This is a genomic window from Micromonospora sp. NPDC048169, from assembly GCF_040652815.1.
In the GTDB taxonomy this organism is placed as follows: Bacteria; Actinomycetota; Actinomycetes; order Mycobacteriales; family Micromonosporaceae; genus Micromonospora.
Map to the genome: position 1 here is coordinate 104,624 of NZ_JBEZMS010000016.1, position 20,466 is coordinate 125,089.

Here is a 20,466-nt window from a genome sequence, read left to right on the forward strand (position 1 = left end):
CGAAACGACGACGGCGTCCGTCATGCCGTGACATCAGCATGGCGGACGCCGTCGAACCAATTCCGTCCGGTCCTACGGTCAGCGGCGCTTGCCGCCGGGCCGGTTGCCGCCACCACCGGCGGGACGACCGCCGCGGGCTCCGCTGGGGCGCTTGCCGGTCGGGCGGGCGCCCACCTTGGGCGCGGCGCCGGCCAGCGCGGCCGCCTCCGGGTCGATCGGCGCGTCGGCGACCGGCGCGGCGGCCGGCCGGCCCTTCGGCGTGATCTCGCCGCGGGCGAGCGCGGCCCGGCGGGCCTGCACCCGCTTGTTGTGCGCGCTGATCCGGGGGTCCATGTTCTTCAGCAGCACCAGCAGCGGCGTGGCCAGCAGGATCGAGGTCAGGAACGCCACCGCCATACCGACGAACAGCACCAGGCCGAGGTCCTTCAGCGTGCCCGCCCCGAGCAGGCCGGCACCGATGAAGAGCAGACCGCCGACCGGCAGCAGCGCCACCACCGAGGTGTTCAGTGACCGCATGAGGCTCTGGTTGAGCGCCAGGTTGGACGCCTCGCCGTAGGTGACGTTGTTGTTCGCGGTGATGCCGCGCGTGTTCTCCTGCACCTTGTCGAAGACCACCACCACGTCGTAGAGCGCGAAGCCCAGGATCGTGAGGAAGCCGATGATCGTCGACGGGGTGACCTCGAAGCCGACGAGCGAGTAGATGCCGGCGGTGAGGACCAGGTTGGTCAGCAGCGAGATGATGGCGGCGACCGCCATCCGCCACTCGAAGCGCAGCACCAGGTAGATCGACACGACCGCGATGAAGATCAGCAGACCGAGGAAGGCACGCGAGGTGACCTGGCTGCCCCATGCCTCGGAGACCTGGCTGCCGCTGATCTGGTCGGCCTGGATGCCGAACTCCTGAGCGATCGCGGCCTTGGCCTCGTTCGCCTGCTCGGCGGAGAGCTGCCCGGTGCGCATCTCGTAGAACTCGCCGCTGGTGCCGCCGACCTTCTGCGCGCTCACCACCTCGACGCCGGGCGCCTCGTCGGCCAGCGCCTCGTCGACCACCTGCTCGGCCCGGTCCAGCGTCCCGACGCTGGCCGGCACCTGGAACGAGTTGCCGCCGGCGAACTCGATGCCGAGCTTGAACCCGCTGATCGCGAAGCTGAGCACGGCGACGAGCACGAGCAGGCCCGCCACGCCGAACCACACGTTGCGGCGCCCGACGATGTTGAGATCCGCCTCGCCCCGGTAGAGCCGGGCGGCAAGACCGCTCTTAGCCATCTCAGGCCTCCTTCACACGCGGGTTGCGGGCGGTGCCCGGCTCGGCCGACCGGGCCGGGAGCGCCCGGCCCAGACCGCTGACCCGCGGCGACAGGAACGCCTTGGTACGGGCGAACATCGTCATGATCGGGTGGCGGAAGAGGAACACGACGACCAGGTCCAGCACGGTCGCCAGGCCGAGCGCGAAGGCGAAGCCCTTCACCGCGCCGACCGACACGATGTAGAGCACCACCGCCGACATCAGCGTGATGGCGTTGGCCGAGATGATCGTCCGTCGGGCCCGGATCCAGGCGCGCGGCACCGCGCTGCGTGGACTGCGGCCCTCCCGGATCTCGTCTTTCAGTCGTTCGAAGTAGATGACGAACGAGTCCGCGGCGACGCCCAGCGACACGATCATGCCGGCGATGCCGGCGAGCGTGAGCGTGAAGCCGATCGACCGGCCGAGCACCACGAGCGCGCCGAACACCAGGAGCGCGGAGAGCACCAGGCTCAGGAAGATGACCGAGCCGAGCAGACGGTAGTAGAAGAACGAGTAGATGATGACCAGCAGCATGCCGATGCCGGCGGCCAGCAGACCCGCCTTGAGGTGGCTGTCGCCGAGCGTGGCGGTGACGTTCTGCTGCTCCTGCGGCTCGAAGGTGACCGGCAGCGCGCCGTAGCGCAGCTGGCTGGCCAGCGCGTTGGCGGCCTTGCTGTCGAAGCTGCCGGTGATCTGCGAGTCACCGGTCAGCACGCCCTGGATCTCCGGGGACGAGACGATCTCGTTGTCCAGCACCACGGCGACGCGGCACTTGCCGTCCTGGCCGAGCGCGGTCTGGTCGCAGGCCTGGCCCTCGTTGTTGAACGCCTCGCGGGTCAGCGCGGTCCACTTCTCCTGGCCCTTGCCGGTGAAGTTCAGGCTGACCACCCAGGAGCTGGTCTGGTCGAGCTGGGCGGAGGCGTCCTTGACATCGGTGCCGAGCACCTTCGCCACGTCCAGCAGGTATTTCGCGCCGGACTCGCAGGCGACCGCCTTCTGCTTCTCGTCCTTGATCGAGGCGGCGGGCCGCGTGTCGAGCTGGGCGCAGGTGATGGTCGGGACGTTGAACTGCATCTCCACCGGCAGGACCGCGACCTCCTGCGGGGAGAGCGTGCCGAACGGCTTGAGCTTGTCGGCCAGCGACGGGTCGGTGGTCAGGTCCGCCGGGGCCTGCAGGCCGGAGGCGGCGGCCCAGGCGGGCGCGCCGACCTTCTGCTCGACGGCCTTGCGCTGCTGCTCGATGCTCTGCGGCACCGGCTCGGCGCTGGCGCTCGGGCTCGGGCTGGCGGCGCTCGGGCTCGCGCTCGGCGCGGCGGCGCTCGGCGTCGCCGACGGGGAGGCCGGGGCCATGCCGCCCTGGCCGCCGGCGCTCGGCGACCCGCTCACCTTGGGGCTCGCGCTCGCCTTCGGCGACGCGCTGCCCGACGGCGCCGGGCTGGCGGACCCGGACGGGGTGGCGCTGGGCACCGGCGCGGGCGCGGCTGCGGCGCCACTGCCGTCGGTGGCCTTGAGCACCTTGCGGAAGCGCAGCTCGGCGGCCTCACCGACGTCGGTCAGGTCGCGGTTCTGGCCGGGCAGGGAGATGACGATGTTGCGGTTGCCCTCGGTCACCACCTCGGCCTCGGCCACGCCGTAGGCGTTGACCCGGCTCTCGATGATCTGCCGGGCCTCCTCGAGGTTGTCGGCGGTCGGGGGCTTGCCGTCCACGGTGTTCGTGGCCTCGAGCGTCAGCCGGGTGCCGCCGACGAGGTCCAGGCCGAGCCGGGGCTCCAGCCGGTCCTTCCAGCCGCCGCTGGCGCCGCCCGAGAAGAACACCAAAAGATAGAGGACGACGAAGATGAAGCCGAGTACGGCGAGCTGCCGTCCGGGCCGCATCTGTCCCTGAGGTGGTGCCACGGCTGTCCTGTCTCCCTGTACGGTCGCGCCGCTTCCGCGGCGGCGACAACTGTCGGGCCGGGGGTGTCCGCCCGACTGCTCCGGCGGGTCGGCACCGGAGCACGGCACGCCGGCTGGTGCGCGGCGTGGGGGCGCCGCACGGCCCGGCCGGATGCCGACGCCGGGCGCCGACCCCAACTATCCACTTGTACGGATGAATCCGCTGCCCCGTCCGGGGCGGGTGGTCACTCCTTGACCGGCTCGGCGTCCTCGGTGATCGTCTCCTCAGCCGGAGCCTCGGCGCGCTTGATCACCCGCGCGACGGCGGGGCGGGCGTACCGGGTCTGCACGCCGGGCGCGACCTCCAGCAGGACCGTCTCGTCCTCGACCGCGGTGACCGTGCCGTGCAGGCCGCCGATGGTGACCACCTCGTCGCCCGGGGCGAGGGCGGACTGCATCTGCTCAGCCTCGCGGCGGCGCTTCTGCTGCGGACGGATCATCATGAAGTACATGACGACGAAGAGCAGAGCGATCATGAGGATCGGCGTCAGACCGCCGGCTCCTCCGCCACTCGCTGCTGCGTAAAGCACGGTGTAGACCTTCCGGTTGGCGTCCGCCCCGGCGCCGGAGGGCGCCGCAGCGGAAGCGAATTCTCACGTCCTGTACAAACGCGGCGAAGTCTAGTCCCTGCTCCTGAGAAGACCGAATGCGGCACAGATCACGAACGGATCACGGCTGGTCGGTCTGCACCGAGAACAGATCGGGCCCCGGAGGGGCATCCATCCCAAATGTACCATTCGGGGGCGTGCGGCCCAGATGGCGCCAGGCGGCCTCCGTCGCCACCCGCCCGCGCGGGGTACGGGCCAGCAGCCCGGCCCGGACCAGGAACGGCTCGCAGACCTCCTCGACCGTGTCCGGCTGCTCGCCCACCGCCACGGCGAGCGTGGACAGGCCCACCGGGCCGCCCCGGAACGAGTCGACGAGCGCGGTCAGCACCGCCCGGTCCAGCCGGTCCAGGCCGAGCGCGTCCACGTCGTAGACGGTCAGCGCGGCCCGCGCCGTCTCCAGCGTGACCACGCCGTCGGCGCGTACCTCGGCGTAGTCCCGCACCCGGCGCAGCAGCCGGTTGGCGATGCGCGGGGTGCCCCGGGACCGGCCGGCGATCTCCGCCGCCCCCTCGGCCCGGATCGGCACGCCGAGGATCCGGGCCGACCGGTGCAGCAGCGTCTCCAGGTCGGCCGGCGCGTAGAAGTCCAGGTGCGCGACGAAGCCGAACCGGTCGCGCATCGGGCCGGTCAGCAGGCCGGAGCGGGTGGTGGCGCCGACCAGCGTGAACGGCTCCACGTCCAGCGGAATAGCGGTCGCACCCGGACCCTTGCCCACCACCACGTCGACCCGGAAGTCCTCCATGGCGCTGTAGAGCAGTTCCTCGGCCGGCTTGGCGATCCGGTGGATCTCGTCGATGAACAGCACGTCGCCCTCGGCGAGGCCGGTCAGGATCGCGGCCAGGTCACCGGAACGCTCGATGGCCGGGCCGCTGGTCACCCGGATCCCGGTGCCCAGCTCGGCGGCGACGATGTTGGCCAACGTTGTGTTGTGCACCACGAAGTCGTTAACCGTGAAGGTGTGGTCGCCGTCGACGGTCAGGCACCGGCACTCCTGCAGGCCGACCGCCTCGACGGAGGCCACCCGGTCGGCGGCGAGCCGTTCGTCGAATCGATCTCGACGCGGCATCCACTCGGCGAGCCGCCGACCTCGCTCACCGATCACCGTCACACGCTGCGCGAACCGCGCCACATCGTCCTGGCTGGTGACGCTCAACCGCCAGGACTCGTGCGGCCGACCCTGGTAACGCCCGCGCTTGAGCTTGAGCCGTGACTGAACACCGAGCCGCAGCAGCAGGTGTTGTACGTCCTCCAGCAGCCCCCGTGAGACGCTGTAGAACTCGACGACCACGTCGTACCGGTCACGTCCCCGGCGGCTCACCGTACCGTCGCAGGCGAAGTAGGCGCCGAGAAACGCCGACACCTGCCAGGCGTCACCTTCGAAGACGAAGTCGGGCACTCGCTTCTGCCAGGCGTTCTTGCCGAGCAGGCCATGTTCGGCCAGCCAGGGCTGAAGACCCGAGATACGGATCATCGAACTGCGGGCACTGTTGGGCCTGGTCACGTGACTGTGCCCGATCCGGTCACAAACAGACCGGAAGTCGGCCAGCACGTCCTCGTCACCCCCCGTGAAGGTGACCTGATTCGTCGTGCATCCGTCGCCGATGAGATAGCCGGCGAGCTTGTACTCGGCGACATCCTGAACGGTGTCCGCGACCAGTTCCGGGCACAGGACATTGGCGACGAAGTCGCGGTCGGTGAGATCTCCCGCCTTCGTCCAGCCCTCGGTGGTCCAGAAGGGGTGGTCGGGTGCCGCGACGACATCCCGCCCGCTCGTGGTCCGGATCCTGACCGACTCCAGTTCACCCTGCTCGTGCACCGCCAGCACGGTGGCGCCCGCCCCGGTTCGGGTGATGACCCGGTCACCCACCTCGATGTCACCGAGCCGGCGCCGTGATCCGTTCTCCAACAGGACCAGAGCCTCCACGGACACCGGCTTCCCGAGACCCGGCGGGCCCGACAGGAGGATGTGGTCGGGCGGGGAGCCGCGCCGCATCGCGCCCTGCAACAGCAGGTCGAGCTGGTCGCGGACGCGGTGCTGGGCGATGAACTCGTCGAGCCGCTTCGGGCGGACGCTGGCCTCCGCGTCCCGCTCGGCGTCGTGCACGTACGCCGAGACCAGGTTCTCCCCGGTCATCGGGTCCGGCCCAGAAGGCGGATGGCCTGCTTGAGCAGCACCGGCACCGGCGGGGTCTCGCCGTCGACCGTCTCCGCCACCGCGGCCACGGCCTGCTCGGCCTGGCCCGCCGTCCAGCCGAGCCCGACCAGCGCCTGGCGCACCTGCTCCGGCCAGGCGCCCCCGGTCACCCCGGCCGCGCCGTCGGCGCCCACCGGCACCGGACCGACCCGGTCGCGCAGCTCCAGCACCAGCCGCTCGGCGCCCTTCTTGCCGATGCCCGGCACCCGGGTCAGCGCCGCGGTGTCGGCGTTGGCGATGGCCTTGCGGACCGCGTCCGGCGTGTGCACGGCGAGCACCGCCTGGGCCAGCCGGGGACCGACCCCGCTGGCGGTCTGGAGCAGCTCGAACAACTGCTTGGCGTCGTCGTCGGCGAAGCCGTAGAGGGTGAGCGAGTCCTCCCGGACCACAAGACTGGTGGCCAGCCGGGCGGGCTGGCCCACGCGCAGGTCGGCGAGCGTGCCCGGGGCGCACTGCACGGCCAGGCCGATGCCGCCCACCTCCACCACCGCGTGATCCGGGCCGGTGGCGGTCACCGTGCCGCGTACGCTCGCGATCATCGCGTCCCTCCTCGTCGAGCCTGTTGCGCGGCGGCGGCCAGCTTGGACCGGGTGCCCCCGCGCCACACGTGACAGATGGCCAGCGCCAGCGCGTCGGCGGCGTCGGCCGGCTTCGGCGGCTCGGGCAGCCGCAACAGCCGGGTCACCATGGCGGTCATCTGCTTCTTGTCCGCCTGCCCCGAGCCGGTCACCGCGGCCTTGACCTCGCTCGGCGTGTACGTCGTCACCGGCAGCCCGGCCCGCGCCCCGGCGAGCACGGCCACGCCGCTGGCCTGCGCGGTGCCCATCACGGTGCGGACGTTGTGCTGGCTGAACACCCGCTCCACGGCTACCGCGTCCGGCCGGTGCTCGGCGACCAGGTCGGTGAGCGAGCGGTCCAGGTGCAGCAGGCGCAGCGCGAGGTCGTCGGCCGGGTCGGTGTAGACCACGTAGTAGGCCACGAGCGTGCAGGGGCGGCCCGGCACGCCCTCGACCACGCCGACCCCGCACCGGGTCAGCCCCGGGTCGACGCCCAGCACGCGCACGCCGCCTCCTCCCGAGCCGCCAGCAGTACGTGTGTTCGACACACCCTACTGGTGGCCGCCGACGGCGGGTCGGCCGGACACGCCGGGCACGGGTGGTGACGCGGCGCACCACACAGGCGGGCGGTGGAGTATGTGTCGCCGCCCCATGTGCCGGGGGGCACCCGGCTCGTACGTTCATGCGCCATGACGGCAGAACCAGTGGCGGCCCCCCACGTCGTACACGTCGACCTGACCGGTCGCATCGCGCTGGTCACAGGTGGTGGCGGCGGCATCGGCCGGGCCTGTGCCCTGCGCCTGGCCGCGGCCGGCGCGACGGTCGTGGTGCTGGACCGCGACGTGGCGGCGGCCGAGGCGGTGGCCGCCGAGGCGGGCGGCCGGGCGGTCGGGATCGACCTGGCCGACCCGGTGGCGGTGGACCGGCTCGACGTCGACGCCGACATCGTGGTCAACAACGCCGGCCTGCAGCACGTCGCGCCGGTGCAGGACTTCCCGGTCGAGCGCTTCGAGTACATCCAGCGGGTGATGGTCGAGGCGCCGTTCCTGCTGATCCGCCGCGCGCTGCCCCGGATGTACGCGAACGGCTGGGGCCGGATCGTGAACATCTCCTCGGTGCACGGGCTGCGCGCCTCGCCGTTCAAGGCCGCGTACGTCTCGGCCAAGCACGCGCTGGAGGGCCTGTCCAAGGTGGTCGCGCTGGAGGGCGCCGCGCACGGCGTCACCGCCAACTGCATCAACCCGGCGTACGTGCGCACCGCGCTGGTGGAGAGCCAGATCGCCGACCAGGCGGCCACCCACGGCATCGGCGAGGACGAGGTGGTCGAGAAGATCATGCTGGCCCGGGCGGCGATCAAGCGGCTGATCGAGCCGGCCGAGGTGGCCGAACTGGTGGCCTACCTGTGCTCCCCGCCGGCGGCGTTCCTCACCGGCACCTCGATCGCCCTCGACGGGGGCTGGACGGCGAACTAGTGGCCCCGCGCACAATGTCGCTCATGTCGTCGCCGGTGGAGTTCCTGGAGTTGCTGGCGCGCGAGGCCGCCGCTGTCGAGTTCGAGGGCCCGCTGGTGGCCGCGCGCGCCGCCGGCCTGCCCGCCGAGCGGCTGGCCGAGCTGGAGCAGGCGAAGGTGGTGGCGCTGCGGGTACGGGCGCTGCTGGCCCGCCGGCGCCGCCGGGAGACCGAGCTGTCCGGCCTGTACGACACCGCGAGCGACCTGGCCGGGCTGCGGGACCTGGACGACGTGCTGCGCGCGATCGTGCACCGGGCGCGGATCCTGCTCGGCACCGACGTGGCGTACATGACGCTCAACGACGACGAGCGCGGCGACACGTACATGCGGGTCACCGACGGTTCGATCTCGGCCCGGTTCCAGCGGCTGCGGCTGGAACTGGGCGACGGGCTCGGCGGACTGGTCGCGCAGACCGGCACCCCGTACGTCACCTCGAACTACCAGGAGGACGAGCGGTTCCGGCACACCGGGGAGATCGACGGCGGGGTGGGCGAGGAGGGCCTGGTGGCCATCCTCGGCGTGCCGCTGCGGCTCGGATCCAGCGTGATCGGCGTGCTGTACGCGGCCAACCGCTCGGCCCGGCCGTTCGCCCGCGAGGAGGTGTCGCTGCTGGTGTCGCTGGCGGCGCACGCGGCGGTGGCGATCGACACCGCCCGGCTGCTCGCCGAGACGCGCGCGGCGCTGGCCGAGCTCTCCGCGGCGAACAGCACCATCCGGGCGCACAGCAGCTCGGTGGAGCGCGCCGCCGCCGCGCACGACCGGATGACCGCGCTCGTGCTGCGCGGCGGCGGGATGGAGGACGTGGCGGCGGCGGTCACCGAGGTGCTCGGCGGCGCGCTGCTGGCGCTGGACGCCGAGGGCCGGCGGCTGGCCCGGGTCGGCGAGATCGAGGAGCCGGACCGGGCGGACATCGTGGAGGCGGTCGCCGCGTCGCGTACCGAGGGGCGCAGCGTGCGCCGGGGCCCGCTCTGGTACGCCGCGGTGGTGGCCGGCGCGGAGAACCTGGGCGCGCTGGTGCTGCGCCCGGACGACGAGCTGGTCGACGCCGACCAGCGGATCCTGGAGCGGGCCGCGCTGGTGACCGCGCTGCTGCTGCTGTTCCGCCGGACCGTGGCCGAGGCGGAGGGACGGGTACGCGGCGAGCTGCTGGACGACCTGATCGCCCGGCCGCTGCGTGACGCCGACGCGCTACGAGCGCGGGCCCGCCGGATCGCCGTGGACCTGGACGCCCCGCACGTGCTGGTGGCGGTCGGCGAAGACGCGTTCGCCGAGACCGGGTCGGCCCGGCAGCGGGTGCTGTCCTGGGCCACCACGTACGCCTCGACCCGGGGTGGCCTGGCCGCGGCGCGCGACGGGCGGGTGGTGCTGATGCTGCCCGGCAACGACGCCGGCGGCGCGGCCCGCGCGGTGGCCCGGGATTTGTCCCGGGTGACCGGCCGCCCGGTGACCGCCGGGGCGAGCGGCCCGTCGACCGGTCCGGCGTCGCTGGCGGTCACGTTCGCCGAGGCGGAGCGCTGCCTGTCCGCGCTCGGTGCGCTGGGCCGGGCCGGGCAGGGGGCGAGCACCACCGAGCTGGGCTTCGTCGGGCTGCTGCTCGGTGCGGTCGGCGACGCCGGGGACCGGGACGTGGCCCGGTTCCTCGCCACGACCGTGGGGCCGGTGCTGGACTACGACGCCCGGCGGGGCACGGCGCTGGTGAAGACGCTGGAGGCGTACTTCGGGGTGGGCGGCAGCCTGGCCCGGGCCGCCGAGCAGTTGCACGTGCACGTCAACACCGTCACCCAGCGGCTGGAGCGGGTCGGGCACCTGCTCGGCGCGGACTGGCAGCGGCCGGAGCGGGCGCTGGAGGTGCAGCTCGCGCTGCGCCTGCACCGGCTGCGCACGCCCGGCCGCTGACCGGGCGCCGGCCGGGTCAGCGGACGCGCAGGCCGTCCAGGACCGTGTCCACGATCCGCTCCGGCAGCAGCCGCTCGTCGCGCTCGGGGTGCCAGCGCAGCATCCGCTGGGTGAGCATCGGCGCGGTCAGCAGTGCCATCGCCACCTCGATGTCGAGGTCGGCGCGCAGCTCGCCCCGGTCGACGGCACGGCGCAGCACCTCGCGCATCGCCGCGCGCCGGGGCCCGATGATCGCCTCGTACGCCTGCCGGTGGGCGGAGCTGCGGTTCACCTCCGGCACCAGGCAGGGCATGATCTTGCGGACGCGGGGGTCGGCGTGCTGGCCCACCGCGCCGACGAGCACCACCAGGTCGTCGCGGACGGAGCGCCCGGCAGTGCGGGGCGCGGGCCCCTTGAGCGTGCGCAACGCGTCCAGCAGCAGCGCGTCCTTGCCCGGCCAGCGACGGTAGATGGTGGCCTTGCCGACTCCGGCGCGGTTCGCGATCGCCTCGATGGACAGCGACTCGACGGTGCTGCCCTCGGCCAGCAGGTCGAGGGCGGCGTCGATGATCGCCTCGTCCGCGCGGGTGCTCCGCGGTCGCCCGGGCGACCGCGGAGCATCCGCCGTGGAAGTCATGTCAGACATTGTCCACGAACCTACGCGGTACCGGCCAACTCCCGGTCCGTGACCGGCGTCGCGCCGGGCGCGGCGACGACCGGACGGCCCGGCATCCAGCGCAGCACGATCACGATGCCGAGCGCGGCCACAAACGCGGAGGCGCCCGCGGCCCAGTGCATGGCCGACACGAACGAGTCGTTCGCCGCGTCGATCAGTCGCGGCGCGTCGGGGCCGAGCCGGCCGGCGACGGCGTACGCCCCGGAGACCGACTCGCGGGCCGCGTCGCGTACCGGGGCGGGCAGTGCGGCCACCGCCGGGCCGACCTGGTCGCGGTAGACGGCGGAGAGCACCGAGCCGATCACCGCGACGCCGAGCGCGCCGGCGACCTGACGCACGGTGTTGCTCACCGCCGAACCGACACCGGCCTTCTCCCGGGGCAGCGACGACATGATCGACTCGGTGGCCGGCGGCATGATGTTCGCCATCCCGGCGCCCTGGAGGAAGCCCAGCGCCGAGAAGATCCAGATCGGGGTGTCCGCGTCGATGAAGACGAACGCGGCGAGCGCCACTGTGGTGAGAAGCAGCCCGGCGGCCGCGACCGCCCGGCCGCCGTAGCGGCGGACCATCGCCGCGCTGCGCGGCGCGAAGATGAGCTGGGCCGCGGCGAACGGCAGGAACAGCAGGCCGCTCTCCAGCGGGCTGTAGCCACGCACGAGCTGGAGATAGAACGCGCCGAAGAACAGCACGCCCATGGCGGCGAAGAAGATCAGCCCGACCAGGGCCACCGGCGCGGCGAACCGGGGCACCCGGAACAGCCGTACGTCCAGCGACGGGTGGTCGCTGCGCAGCTCGTGGGCGACGAACCAGCCGAGCACCGCGAGGCCGCCGAGGACCGCGATCCACACCCGCGGGCGACCGAAGCCGTGCTCGCCGCCGTCGATGATGCCGTAGGTGAGCGCGACCAGGCCGACCACCGACAGCAGCACGCCGAGCAGGTCGACCCGGCCGGGCTTCGGGTCTCGGGACTCGGGGACCAGGGCCGCGACGAGCACCACGCCGAGCGCCACCACCGGCACGTTGATCAGGAATACCGAGCCCCACCAGAAGTGCTCCAGCAGCGCGCCGCCGAGCACCGGGCCGATCGCCACCGCGAGGCCGACCGCGCCGGCCCAGACGCCGATCGCCTTGGCGCGCTCGCGCGGGTCGAAGACGTTGGAAATGATCGAGAGCGTCACCGGCATGATGGCCGCGCCGCCGACGCCCATCAGCGCGCGGGCCGCGATCAGCTGGCCCGGATCCTGCGCGTACGCGGACAGCAGCGAGGACAGGCCGAACAGCGCCAGCCCGAGGATCAGGAAGCGGCGGCGGCCGAGCCGGTCACCGAGCACGCCGAAGGTGAACAGCAGCCCGGCGAAGACCAGTGTGTAGGAGTTGATCGCCCACTCCAGCTCGCCCTGCGTGGCGCCGAGGCCGTGCACCGGGTCGGCCAGGGTGCGCAGCGCGACGTTGAGGATGGTGTTGTCGAGGACGACCACGAGGAGGCTGATCACCAGCACCCCGAGGATCACCCACCTCCTCGGGTGTCCCGTGTTCTCGTGTGGTTCCACTTGCCGCTCTCCCCCCGGTTCACCCGCGCCGAAATACGATACGGGTCGGACTCGTAACCATGCCGAGCGTAGGCGAGCGGATTTCGATACGGTACCGGTTCGTATCGAGTGTGTCTCAGGTCACGTCCGGGTCCCCTAGGGCATGGCGGCGCGGCGCCCGGCCGCGGCGCGGCAGGAGGTGAGCGCGTCGGACAGGGTCCTCAGATGCCCCGCCGGCGGCGTGATCCAGCCCGGTCCGGCGCTGTGCACCCACACCGACGGGAACTCCCGCGCGAACCGGGCCATCCGGTACGCCCGGCCGGTCACCGGAGTCTGCGACCACACCACCACCGTGTGCGGCCGGCTGCGGCGCACCGCACTGGCCAGCGCCGGCCAGGGCAGGGCAGCGCCCAGGAACAGGCTGCCCATGTTCGCCTCCCGCAGCGCGGCGGCGAGCGCGTGCAGGCCGAGACAGTGCAGCTCCTGTTCGGCCGCGGCGAGCAGGATCCCCCCGGACGGCAACCCCCGCCCCGGCTCCCGCAGCAGCGCGTCCAGGCCGGACCGGATCCCCTCGGAGAAGGCGTGCTCCACCGCCACCTCGACCGCGCTGTGCCCGGGCAGCGCGGCCAGCATCGGCGCGCAGACCCGCTCCCACACCGCCGTCACGCCCCACCGCCCGGCGGCCTCGACGACCAGCCCGGCCACCCGGTCACCGTCCAGATCCTCCGCGGCGAGCGTGAGGTGCTTGCGGACGCCCTCGACGGCGTCGCCGGGCATCGCCTCGGTCACCAGAAGCACCTCCCGGGTAGACGGTCACTACCCAGGGATTCGGCGGAACGGCACCGCTTGGATGCGCTCGGGCCGCCCTGATCGAGGCAACCTCAGTCCGGGAAGGTGACCACCCAGCGGGCGCCCTCGCCCCGGGCCAGCCGGTCCAGCGCCGCGGGCGCCTCGGTCAGCGGCACCGTGCCGCTCACCAGCGGCCCCAGGTCCAGGTCGCCGGCGGCGAGCGCGGCGGCCAGCTCCGGCACCTCCAGATCGGGGTCGGTCGAGCCGTACACCGAGGAGCGCAGCGTGCGCGCGGAGTGGAAGATGTCCAGCGCGGAGAGGCTGAGCAGGTCGTCCTTGCCGCCCATGCCGACCACTGTGACCGCTCCCCCGCGCCGCGTCGCCCGCCAGGCGGCGCGGATGGTGGCGGACCTGCCGACGCACTCGAACGCGTGGTCCACGCCGCGCCCGTCGGTGCGGGCCCGGATCTCCTTGCCCAGCCGGTCGTCCGAGCGCAGGAAGTCGGTGGCCCCGGCGGCGAGCGCCAGGTCCCGCTTGGCCTCCACGACGTCCACCGCGAGGATCGGCGCCGCGCCGGCTCGCCGCGCGGCGGTCAGCACCGCGAGGCCCACCCCGCCGAGGCCGATCACCGCGACCGACTCGCCGGGTGCGACCCGCGCGGTGTTGCGGACCGCGCCGACGCCGGTGAGCACCGCGCAGCCCAGCACCGCCGCCTGCTCCGGCGGCAGCCCGGCCGGCACCGGTACGGCGGCGTGCTGCGGCACCACCACCTCCTCGGCGAGCGCGCCGAGCCCGAGCGTGACCTGAAGGGGCTCACCGGCGGCAGTCTCGCCCCGGGGCGTGGACGGGTTGGGGTTGGCCGCGCAGAGCCACGGTTCGCCGTGCCGGCAGTGCCAGCACTCCCGGCAGGCGGGCGCCCAGTTGAGCACCACCGGCGTGCCGACCGCCAGTGTCGTACCCGGCCCGGCCTCGGCCACCACGCCCGTCGCCTCGTGCCCCAGCACCAGCGGGTACGTGGGTGCCAGCGTGCCGTCCACCATGGCCAGGTCGGAGTGGCAGATGCCGGCGGCGCGGATGCGTACCCGCAGCTCGCCCGGGCCCGGCGCGGGCAGGCGTACCTCCTCGACCGCCGGGGTGGCGCCCCGGCCGCGCACCACGAGCGCCCTCACCGCTGGATCGCCTTCAGCTCGGTGAACTCCTCCACGCCGTACGCGCCCAACTCTCGGCCGAGGCCGGACTGCTTGTAGCCGCCGAACGGGGCGAGCGGGTTGAACGCGCCGCCGTTGACGTCCACCTGGCCGGTACGCATCCGCCGGGCCACCGCCAGCGCCGCGTCGGAGTCGGCGGACCAGACCGCGCCGGCCAGCCCGTACCGGGAGTTGTTGGCGATGGCGACCGCCTCGTCGGTGTCGGCGAACGGGATCACCGCGAGCACCGGACCGAACACCTCCTCCTGGGCGAGCGCGCTGTCCGGGTGCACGTCGGCGAAGACGGTGGGCGCGACGAAGTGGCCGTGCGGCGGCAGCGGCGCGTCCGGACCACCGGCGACCAGGCGGGCGCCGTCGGCGAGCGCGCGGCTCACGTGGTCGCGTACCCGCTGGGCCTGCGCGGCGGAGGCGAGCGGGCCGAGCCGGGTCGCCGGGTCGAAGGGGTCGCCGAGCCGGTAGCCGGCCACCGCCGCCGCGACCAGGTCCAGCGCCTCGGCGTAGCGGTCGCGGTGGACGAGCATCCGGGTCCAGGCGGTGCAGGTCTGCCCGGAGTTGAGCAGCGCGTTGCCGACGCCGACCTTGACCGCGGTGGGCAGGTCGGCGTCGGCCAGGATGACGTTCGCCGACTTGCCGCCGAGTTCCAGCGACACCCGGGCGAGCCGTTCGGCGGCGAGATGGGCGATGCGCCGGCCGGTGGCGGTGGAGCCGGTGAACGAGACCAGGTCGACGTCGGGGTGCGCGGCGAGCGCCTCGCCGACGACCGGGCCGGTGCCGGGCACCAGGTTCACCACTCCCGGTGGCAGGCCGGCGTCGACGATCGCGTCGAAGAGCAGGTAGGCGGTCAGCGGCGTCAGCTCGCTGGGCTTGAGCACCACCGTGCACCCGGCGGCGAGCGCGGGCGCGACCTTCGCGACCACCTGGTGCAGCGGGTAGTTCCACGGGGTGATCGCGCCGACCACGCCGACCGGCTCCCGGACCACGAGCGAGTTGCCGACCGTGTGCTCGGCGGCCGGGCGGGCGGCCAGGTCGACCATGCTCCGCAGCACGGTGAGCGGCAGGCCGGCCTGGACGCGGGTGGCGAGCTTGAGCGGGGTGCCCAGCTCGGTCGCCACCGTACGGGCGATCTCGTCGGCGCGGGCGGCGAGCGCGCTGTGCAGCCGGTCGAGGTGCGCGGCCCGCTGTTCGGGGGCGGTGGCGGCCCAGCCGGGGAACGCGGCGCGGGCGGCGGCGACCGCGCGCTCCACGTCGGCCGGAGTGCCGGCGGGCACCTCGCCGACGGTGCTCGCGGTGGCCGGATTCTCCACCGGGATGGTGTCGCCCGACGACGGGTCGACCCAGTCACCGGCGATGTGCAGGTGGCGGCGCGTCAGCAGGGCGGGCGGGGCGGCGGCGAGATCCATGGCGTCCTTCGGGGGCGGGGGAAACTAGCGGTGGGAGTTTCTACGCTACTCCGGACCGCCGACCCGTTCCAGCGGGGCGACGGTGGCGGCGTACTCGGCGGCGAGCCCGTGCAGCAGCGCGTCCAGGCCGAGCGCGAACGCGCCCTCGTCCACGCTGCGCTGGTGGCCGGCGAGCCGGTGCGCCTGGTTGAGGTGCGGGTGCGCGGCGTAGAGCGAGGGGTCCTCGACGAAGCCGCGGGCGAACGAGCCGAGCGCGGACCCGGCCACGAAGTAGCGCATGGCGGCGCCGATGTGGGTGGCCCGCGCGGGCGGCCAGCCGGCCCGCACCAGCGCGCCGTAGACCGCGTCGGCCATGGCGAGCGCGGCCGGACGGCGGCCCGGCCCCTGCGCCAGGTACGGCACGATGTTCGGGTGCGCGGCCAGCGCGGCCCGGTACGAGTGCGCCCAGCGGCCGAGCGCGTCGAGCCAGTCGTACTCGTCGAAGACGCCGGTGTCGACGGTGGCCGCGACGCCGTCGGCCACCGCGTCGAGGATCTCCTCCTTGGTGGCGAAGTGGTTGTAGAGCGAGGGACCGCGTACGCCGAGCGCGGCGGCGAGCCGCCGGGTCGAGAGCGCGTCCAGCCCGTCGGCGTCGATCAGGGCCAACGCGGTCTCGACGATCCGATCGCGGGTGAGCAGGGCCTGCCGGGGTCTGGGCACCTGGTCATCATCCTCCCTTCGACATCGGGTCTGGACGCGGGAAAACTTCCAGCGCTAGTTTAGAGCCAGTCGACCTGAGGGGGCACCGTGGACTTCGCACTGTCCGACGAGGAACGCGCGATCCGGGACACCGTTCGCACGTTCGTCACCCGTGAGGTGATGCCGCTGGAGGCGGAGGTGCTGCGCCGCGAGCGCGCCCACCAGCCCGGCCTGGACCGCTCCGAGCTGCGCGAACTCCAGCTCAAGGCGAAGAAGTTCGGCTTCTGGGGGCTGGCCACGCCGGAGGAGTACGGCGGGATGGCCCTCCCGGCTGTCATGCAGTCGCTGATCTGGACCGAGCTGGGCCGCAGCTTCGTGCCGTTCCGCTTCGGCGGCGAGGCCGACAACATCCTGTTCCACGCCACCGAGGAGCAGAAGCGCGAGTTCCTGATCCCCACCATCGAGGGCGAACGGATCTCCTGCTTCGCCATCACCGAGCCCGGCGCGGGCTCCGACGCGGCGAACATCAAGCTGCGCGCCCGCCGCGACGGCGACGACTGGGTCCTCGACGGCGAGAAGACGTTCATCACGAACGGCAACGACGCCGACTTCGCCATCGTGGTCGCGGTGACCGACCCGGAGAAGGGCGCCCGCCGCGGCGGCGCGACGGCGTTCCTGGTGGACCGCGCGATGGGCTGGCGGTCCGAGTTCATCCAGACCATGGGCGAGGGCGGCCCAGCCTCGCTGATCTTCGACGGCGTACGGGTGCCGCACCGCAACATCCTCGGCGAGATCGGGCAGGGCTTCACGCTCGGCATGGAGTGGATCGGCAAGGGTCGCTACACGATCCCGTCGCACGCCATCGGCATCGCCGAACGCGCCCTGCAGATGGCCATCGACCACGCCAACACGCGGGAGACGTTCGGCGCGCCGATCGCCACCAACCAGGCCATCCAGTGGATGATCGCCGACTCGGAGACCGAGCTGGAGGCGGCCCGCTGGCTGATCCTGCGCTCGGCCTGGACCGTCGATGCGGGCCTCGACCCCCGGCACGCCTCCTCCATGGGCAAGCTCTACGGCGCCGGCATGGTCAACCGGGTGGTGGACCGGGTGCTGCAGATCCACGGCGGCATGGGCTACACCCGTGAGCTGCCGATCGAACGCTGGTACCGGCAGGTGCGGCTGTACCGGATCTTCGAGGGCACCGACGAGATGCAGCGGCTGATCATCTCCCGGGACCTGCTGCGCGGATACACGAAGATCGGCGGCCATCTGGCCTGACGCGTCGTGTCTCAATCCTGACTCTGCGCAACCACGCGCAGGTCTGGGGTGTGTCCCCGGCACAGGCACCACCAGCTGGAGGGGATGCACATGCGCACACGAACCAGGGCGGTCGCGCTCACGACGGCCGCCGCCATGCTCGGAGTCCTCGCGCTCTCGGCCGCACCGGCCTCGGCGAGCGTGAGTCAGGGGTACATCGCGGGTTCCGGCGACTGGCGGGACGACTGGGGCGACGAGGGCCCGTTCTCGGCGTCGACGCGCTCGTACAGCAACGTCGTCGCCATGTGGCAGATGATCCTGTGGGCCGACGGCTACCTCACCCGCTCCGAGGTCGACTGCCGGTTCGGGCCGCAGACGACGGCCGCCACGAAGCGGTGGCAGAGCGCCCGGGGCCTCGTCGCCGACGGCGTCGTCGGGGCCAGGACCCTGTCCCGGGCGGCCACCCGCCTCGGCGTCTGGGAGAGCGAGGGCTGGTACTACTACAACGGAGCCACCGACTACTTCCAGCTCGGTCGCCGGACCGACGGCAGGTGGGACATGAGCCTCGGCCCGGACCAGGAGTGGAAGCTGCTCTCCTACACGTCCGCGACCTTCGCCGTCTGCTGACCCACAGGTACGGCCGGCGCGCGGTGGCGGGCCGGCCGTACTCCGGGTGGTCTGCGGTCGTTCTCCGGCCGCTCCCGGCCCCGGGTCAGCCGGTCAGCGCCTCGATCGCCCGGTCCACGTCCGCCTCGGTCGTGTAGAGGTGGAACGAGGCGCGGACCCGGCCGGCCCGTACCGCCGCGCGCACCCCGGCGCGGGCCAGCCGCTCCTGTGCGTCCGGCACGTCCACGCTGACGATCGCGCTGTCGCCCGGCGGGCGGCCCAGCCCGGCGAGGAACCGGTTGGCCAGCGCCACGTCGTACGCGCGCACCTCCTCCGGATCGAGGTCGGCGAGCAGTTCCAGCGCCGGCGCGGCCCCGACGTAGCACAGCCAGGACGGGGAGATGTCGAAGCGCCGGGCGTCGTCGGCCAGCCGCAGCGGCGTCCCGTAGTAGGAGGCGTGCGGGTCCTCTCCGGCGTACCACCCGGCCGCGTCCGGGCGTATCCGCTCGCGCAGCGCCGGGGCCAGGTAGGCGAACGCCGCGCCGCGCGGCGACATCAACCACTTGTACGCCCCCACGACCACCGCGTCCGCGCGGTCCGCCGCGAACGGCAGCCACCCGCACGCCTGGGTGGCGTCGACCACCACGAACGCGCCGTGCGCCCGGGCCGCCGCGACGATCTCGTCGTACGGGGCCACGGTGCCGTCGGCGGACTGCACCACGCTGAACGCCACCAGGTCGGTGCCGGCGTCGATCGCGTCGGCCAGTCCGGCCAGCGGCACGGTGCGGACCCGCACGCCCCGCTCCCGCTGGACCAGCCAGGGGAACAGGATCGAGGTGAACTCGCCCTCGGGCACCACCACCGAGGCGCCGGCCGGCAGGCTCGCGGCGATCGGCGCGACCAGCTGCGACACGGCGGAGCCGATGCTCACGTCGGCGGCGTCCACACCGGTCAGCCGGGCGAACGCGGCCCGGGACCGCCCGACCGACTCGTCCCACACCTCGAACGACACCCGCCCGGTCCGCCAGTCGGCGAGCACCCGCTCCACGGCGTCGCACACCGGTTCGGGCGGCAGCCCGTAGGTGGCGGTGTTCAACCAGCCCGGCTCCGGCTGCCACAACTTCTGCGCCTGCTCCAGCTCCATGCCCCGACGCTAACCACCCCCACCCCACCCCCGGCACCACCAATCCCACCCCCGTGGCCCCCACCCCGCCCCCACCCCCGCCCGCCCCGGCCCACCCCGGCCCGGCCCGGCCCGGCCCACCCCGGCCCGCGATTCTTGCACTTTCCGCCCCGGCAATTGGCGCAAAGCCGCCATCCACAGGGGGCCGAAACCGCAAGATCGCGGGATCGGGGCGCGTGCAGGCGGGGCGGGGTGGGGTGGGGGGAGGTCGGTGAGGGCTGCGGCCAGTTCGGTTCGCACCCTCGGCAGGGGCCAGGTGGCCAGGTCCCGCAGGGAGTGGCGCCGGCGCAGGTGTCGTACCGCGGTCAGGCCGACCAGGTAGCCGCAGCGTTTGGGCAGGTCACCTGCGAGCGGCGAGTCCCGCATGAGGAAGTACGGGGCGTGGTGGTCCACGTCGGTGGCGTCGAGGTCGGCGCGGACCCGGCGCAGGATCTCCGGCCAGCGGCGGCGGCACTCGTCGAGCCAGGGGCGGTGGCCGGGGCGGCCGAACCAGAGGTACGCCTCGTCCGGCCGCCCGGGATCCAGTTCCGCGCTGACCTGGGTGGCGAGCCCTTCGGTGAACAGCGCGTTCGCCACGCCGTACTCGGGCCAGTCGCGGATCGCCGCACGCCGGTCGTGCACCACGTGCGCGGCCTCGTGCCGCACCAGCAGGCCGAGGTCCTCGGGCGGCCCGAGCTGTTCCACGGCGAGGAACAGCGCGTACCTGCCGTCCAGCTCGCCGGCCCAGCCGTTCGCCTGGTGCAGCCCGACCAGCACCACGCACTCGACCGGCCCGCCCTCGCCGGACCAGCCCAGCGCACCGGCCACCGCCGCGACGCCGCCGGGCAGCAGCGCGCGTACCGTCCCGGCGGTTGCCGCCAGATCGGCGGCGCTGTCGCGGAGTCCGTCCAGGACGGCGGCCACGCGCGCGGCGTCGGACCAGTCGCCGTCGCGGCGCAGCGCCCGGAGCACGTCCGGATGCCCGGCCAGGTAACGGGAGGTCCACGGCCGCGGCGAAGCGGACGGCTCGGCGCAGGCCAGGAAGTCGGGCACCAGGTCACGGACACGGAGCAGGTCGGCGGGCGGCATCCGCACGATGCTGCCCGGCCGCGTCCCGCCGGGCAACACCGGGACGGTACGGGCCCCCGGCGCGACCGCGCCGGGGATCTCGCCCCAACTGAAGGAAGTCTTCAC

Annotated in this window: 18 protein-coding genes and 2 pseudogenes; 4 read left to right on the top strand and 16 right to left on the bottom strand. The window is 73.5% G+C overall.

From position 1 onward, the window contains the following. Window positions 1-78: 78 nt before the first annotated feature. From secF to ruvC, 8 genes and pseudogenes are all read right to left on the bottom strand, one after another. Complete coding sequence (gene secF, locus AB0D28_RS16585) at window positions 79-1,266, bottom strand: protein translocase subunit SecF (RefSeq protein ID WP_357386537.1); 1,188 nt, start codon at window positions 1,264-1,266, stop codon at window positions 79-81. 1 nt (window position 1,267) lies between these two features. Continuing rightward, the gene (gene secD, locus AB0D28_RS16590) at window positions 1,268-3,181 is read right to left on the bottom strand and encodes a protein translocase subunit SecD (protein ID WP_357386539.1); all 1,914 of its coding nucleotides are present in this window, start codon (window positions 3,179-3,181) and stop codon (window positions 1,268-1,270) included. A 224-nt stretch (window positions 3,182-3,405) separates the two neighbouring features. Beyond that, complete coding sequence (gene yajC, locus AB0D28_RS16595) at window positions 3,406-3,750, bottom strand: preprotein translocase subunit YajC (protein ID WP_357386541.1); 345 nt, start codon at window positions 3,748-3,750, stop codon at window positions 3,406-3,408. A gap of 139 nt (window positions 3,751-3,889) precedes the next feature. Beyond that, window positions 3,890-4,894 (bottom strand): Holliday junction branch migration DNA helicase RuvB, encoded by a 1,005-nt coding sequence (gene ruvB / locus AB0D28_RS16600; protein WP_357386596.1) that lies wholly within the window; start codon window positions 4,892-4,894, stop codon window positions 3,890-3,892. 51 nt (window positions 4,895-4,945) lie between these two features. After that, window positions 4,946-5,299, bottom strand: a pseudogene (locus AB0D28_RS16605) (LAGLIDADG family homing endonuclease); the annotation flags it as partial. Between the two features lie 462 nt (window positions 5,300-5,761). Then, window positions 5,762-5,962 (bottom strand): annotated as a pseudogene (locus tag AB0D28_RS16610) (Holliday junction branch migration DNA helicase RuvB); the annotation flags it as partial. Then, window positions 5,959-6,561 (bottom strand): Holliday junction branch migration protein RuvA, encoded by a 603-nt coding sequence (gene ruvA, locus AB0D28_RS16615; RefSeq protein ID WP_030271013.1) that lies wholly within the window; start codon window positions 6,559-6,561, stop codon window positions 5,959-5,961. The pseudogene AB0D28_RS16610 and the gene ruvA, both read right to left, overlap by 4 nt. Then, window positions 6,558-7,085 carry a crossover junction endodeoxyribonuclease RuvC gene (gene ruvC, locus AB0D28_RS16620; RefSeq protein WP_357386543.1) on the bottom strand — a complete coding sequence of 176 codons (528 nt, stop codon included), beginning with the start codon at window positions 7,083-7,085 and terminating at the stop codon, window positions 6,558-6,560. Before ruvC ends, ruvA begins: the two co-directional genes overlap by 4 nt. A 183-nt stretch (window positions 7,086-7,268) precedes the next feature. Between ruvC and AB0D28_RS16625 the strand changes: the two genes are divergently transcribed. Then, entirely contained in the window at window positions 7,269-8,051 is a 783-nt protein-coding gene (locus AB0D28_RS16625) for a 3-hydroxybutyrate dehydrogenase (RefSeq protein WP_357386545.1), read from the top strand. A gap of 14 nt (window positions 8,052-8,065) precedes the next feature. Further along, window positions 8,066-9,985 (top strand): helix-turn-helix domain-containing protein, encoded by a 1,920-nt coding sequence (locus AB0D28_RS16630; protein WP_357386598.1) that lies wholly within the window; start codon window positions 8,066-8,068, stop codon window positions 9,983-9,985. Between the two features lie 16 nt (window positions 9,986-10,001). Here the strand turns inward: AB0D28_RS16630 and AB0D28_RS16635 are convergent, their stop codons facing one another. The 6 genes from AB0D28_RS16635 to AB0D28_RS16660 form a co-directional block, all read right to left on the bottom strand. Then, window positions 10,002-10,610 (bottom strand): TetR/AcrR family transcriptional regulator, encoded by a 609-nt coding sequence (locus AB0D28_RS16635; protein WP_357386547.1) that lies wholly within the window; start codon window positions 10,608-10,610, stop codon window positions 10,002-10,004. Window positions 10,611-10,621: 11 nt separating this feature from the next. After that, entirely contained in the window at window positions 10,622-12,190 is a 1,569-nt protein-coding gene (locus AB0D28_RS16640; protein ID WP_357386549.1) for an MFS transporter, read from the bottom strand. 135 nt (window positions 12,191-12,325) lie between these two features. Further along, the gene (locus tag AB0D28_RS16645; RefSeq protein WP_357386551.1) at window positions 12,326-12,958 is read right to left on the bottom strand and encodes a transcriptional regulator; all 633 of its coding nucleotides are present in this window, start codon (window positions 12,956-12,958) and stop codon (window positions 12,326-12,328) included. Between the two features lie 92 nt (window positions 12,959-13,050). Continuing rightward, window positions 13,051-14,127, bottom strand: coding sequence for a zinc-binding dehydrogenase (locus tag AB0D28_RS16650; protein WP_357386553.1), 1,077 nt, complete (start codon window positions 14,125-14,127; stop codon window positions 13,051-13,053). Beyond that, on the bottom strand, window positions 14,124-15,566 hold the full coding sequence (locus AB0D28_RS16655) for an aldehyde dehydrogenase family protein (RefSeq protein ID WP_357386555.1): 1,443 nt from the start codon (window positions 15,564-15,566) through the stop codon (window positions 14,124-14,126). Before AB0D28_RS16655 ends, AB0D28_RS16650 begins: the two co-directional genes overlap by 4 nt. A 45-nt stretch (window positions 15,567-15,611) precedes the next feature. Then, entirely contained in the window at window positions 15,612-16,265 is a 654-nt protein-coding gene (locus AB0D28_RS16660; protein WP_357386557.1) for a TetR/AcrR family transcriptional regulator C-terminal domain-containing protein, read from the bottom strand. An 87-nt stretch (window positions 16,266-16,352) separates the two neighbouring features. Here AB0D28_RS16660 and AB0D28_RS16665 point away from each other — a divergent pair, with 87 nt between their 5' ends. After that, window positions 16,353-17,525: an acyl-CoA dehydrogenase family protein gene (locus tag AB0D28_RS16665; protein ID WP_357386559.1), complete on the top strand. Its 1,173-nt coding sequence runs from the start codon at window positions 16,353-16,355 to the stop codon at window positions 17,523-17,525. Between the two features lie 90 nt (window positions 17,526-17,615). Next, window positions 17,616-18,131, top strand: coding sequence for a peptidoglycan-binding domain-containing protein (locus tag AB0D28_RS16670; RefSeq protein ID WP_357386561.1), 516 nt, complete (start codon window positions 17,616-17,618; stop codon window positions 18,129-18,131). Between the two features lie 85 nt (window positions 18,132-18,216). Here AB0D28_RS16670 and AB0D28_RS16675 read toward each other — a convergent pair whose 3' ends face one another. Further along, a complete protein-coding gene (locus AB0D28_RS16675) occupies window positions 18,217-19,254 on the bottom strand; it encodes an aminotransferase class V-fold PLP-dependent enzyme (RefSeq protein WP_357386563.1) in 1,038 nt (345 codons plus the stop codon). 9 nt (window positions 19,255-19,263) lie between these two features. After that, the gene (locus AB0D28_RS16680) at window positions 19,264-20,466 is read right to left on the bottom strand and encodes a hypothetical protein (RefSeq protein WP_357386565.1); all 1,203 of its coding nucleotides are present in this window, start codon (window positions 20,464-20,466) and stop codon (window positions 19,264-19,266) included.

Excerpts from the sequence above, each read along its gene's own strand:
- ruvA (WP_030271013.1), bottom strand. The coding sequence starts at position 6,561 with ATGATCGCGAGCGTACGCGGCACGGTGACCGCCACCGGCCCGGATCAC.
- AB0D28_RS16670 (WP_357386561.1), top strand. The coding sequence starts at position 17,616 with ATGCGCACACGAACCAGGGCGGTCGCGCTCACGACGGCCGCCGCCATG.
- AB0D28_RS16625 (WP_357386545.1), top strand. The coding sequence starts at position 7,269 with ATGACGGCAGAACCAGTGGCGGCCCCCCACGTCGTACACGTCGACCTG.
- AB0D28_RS16675 (WP_357386563.1), bottom strand. The coding sequence starts at position 19,254 with ATGGAGCTGGAGCAGGCGCAGAAGTTGTGGCAGCCGGAGCCGGGCTGG.
- secF (WP_357386537.1), bottom strand. The coding sequence starts at position 1,266 with ATGGCTAAGAGCGGTCTTGCCGCCCGGCTCTACCGGGGCGAGGCGGAT.
- AB0D28_RS16655 (WP_357386555.1), bottom strand. The coding sequence starts at position 15,566 with ATGGATCTCGCCGCCGCCCCGCCCGCCCTGCTGACGCGCCGCCACCTG.
- AB0D28_RS16635 (WP_357386547.1), bottom strand. The coding sequence starts at position 10,610 with ATGTCTGACATGACTTCCACGGCGGATGCTCCGCGGTCGCCCGGGCGA.
- AB0D28_RS16630 (WP_357386598.1), top strand. The coding sequence starts at position 8,066 with ATGTCGCTCATGTCGTCGCCGGTGGAGTTCCTGGAGTTGCTGGCGCGC.
- ruvB (WP_357386596.1), bottom strand. The coding sequence starts at position 4,894 with ATGCCGCGTCGAGATCGATTCGACGAACGGCTCGCCGCCGACCGGGTG.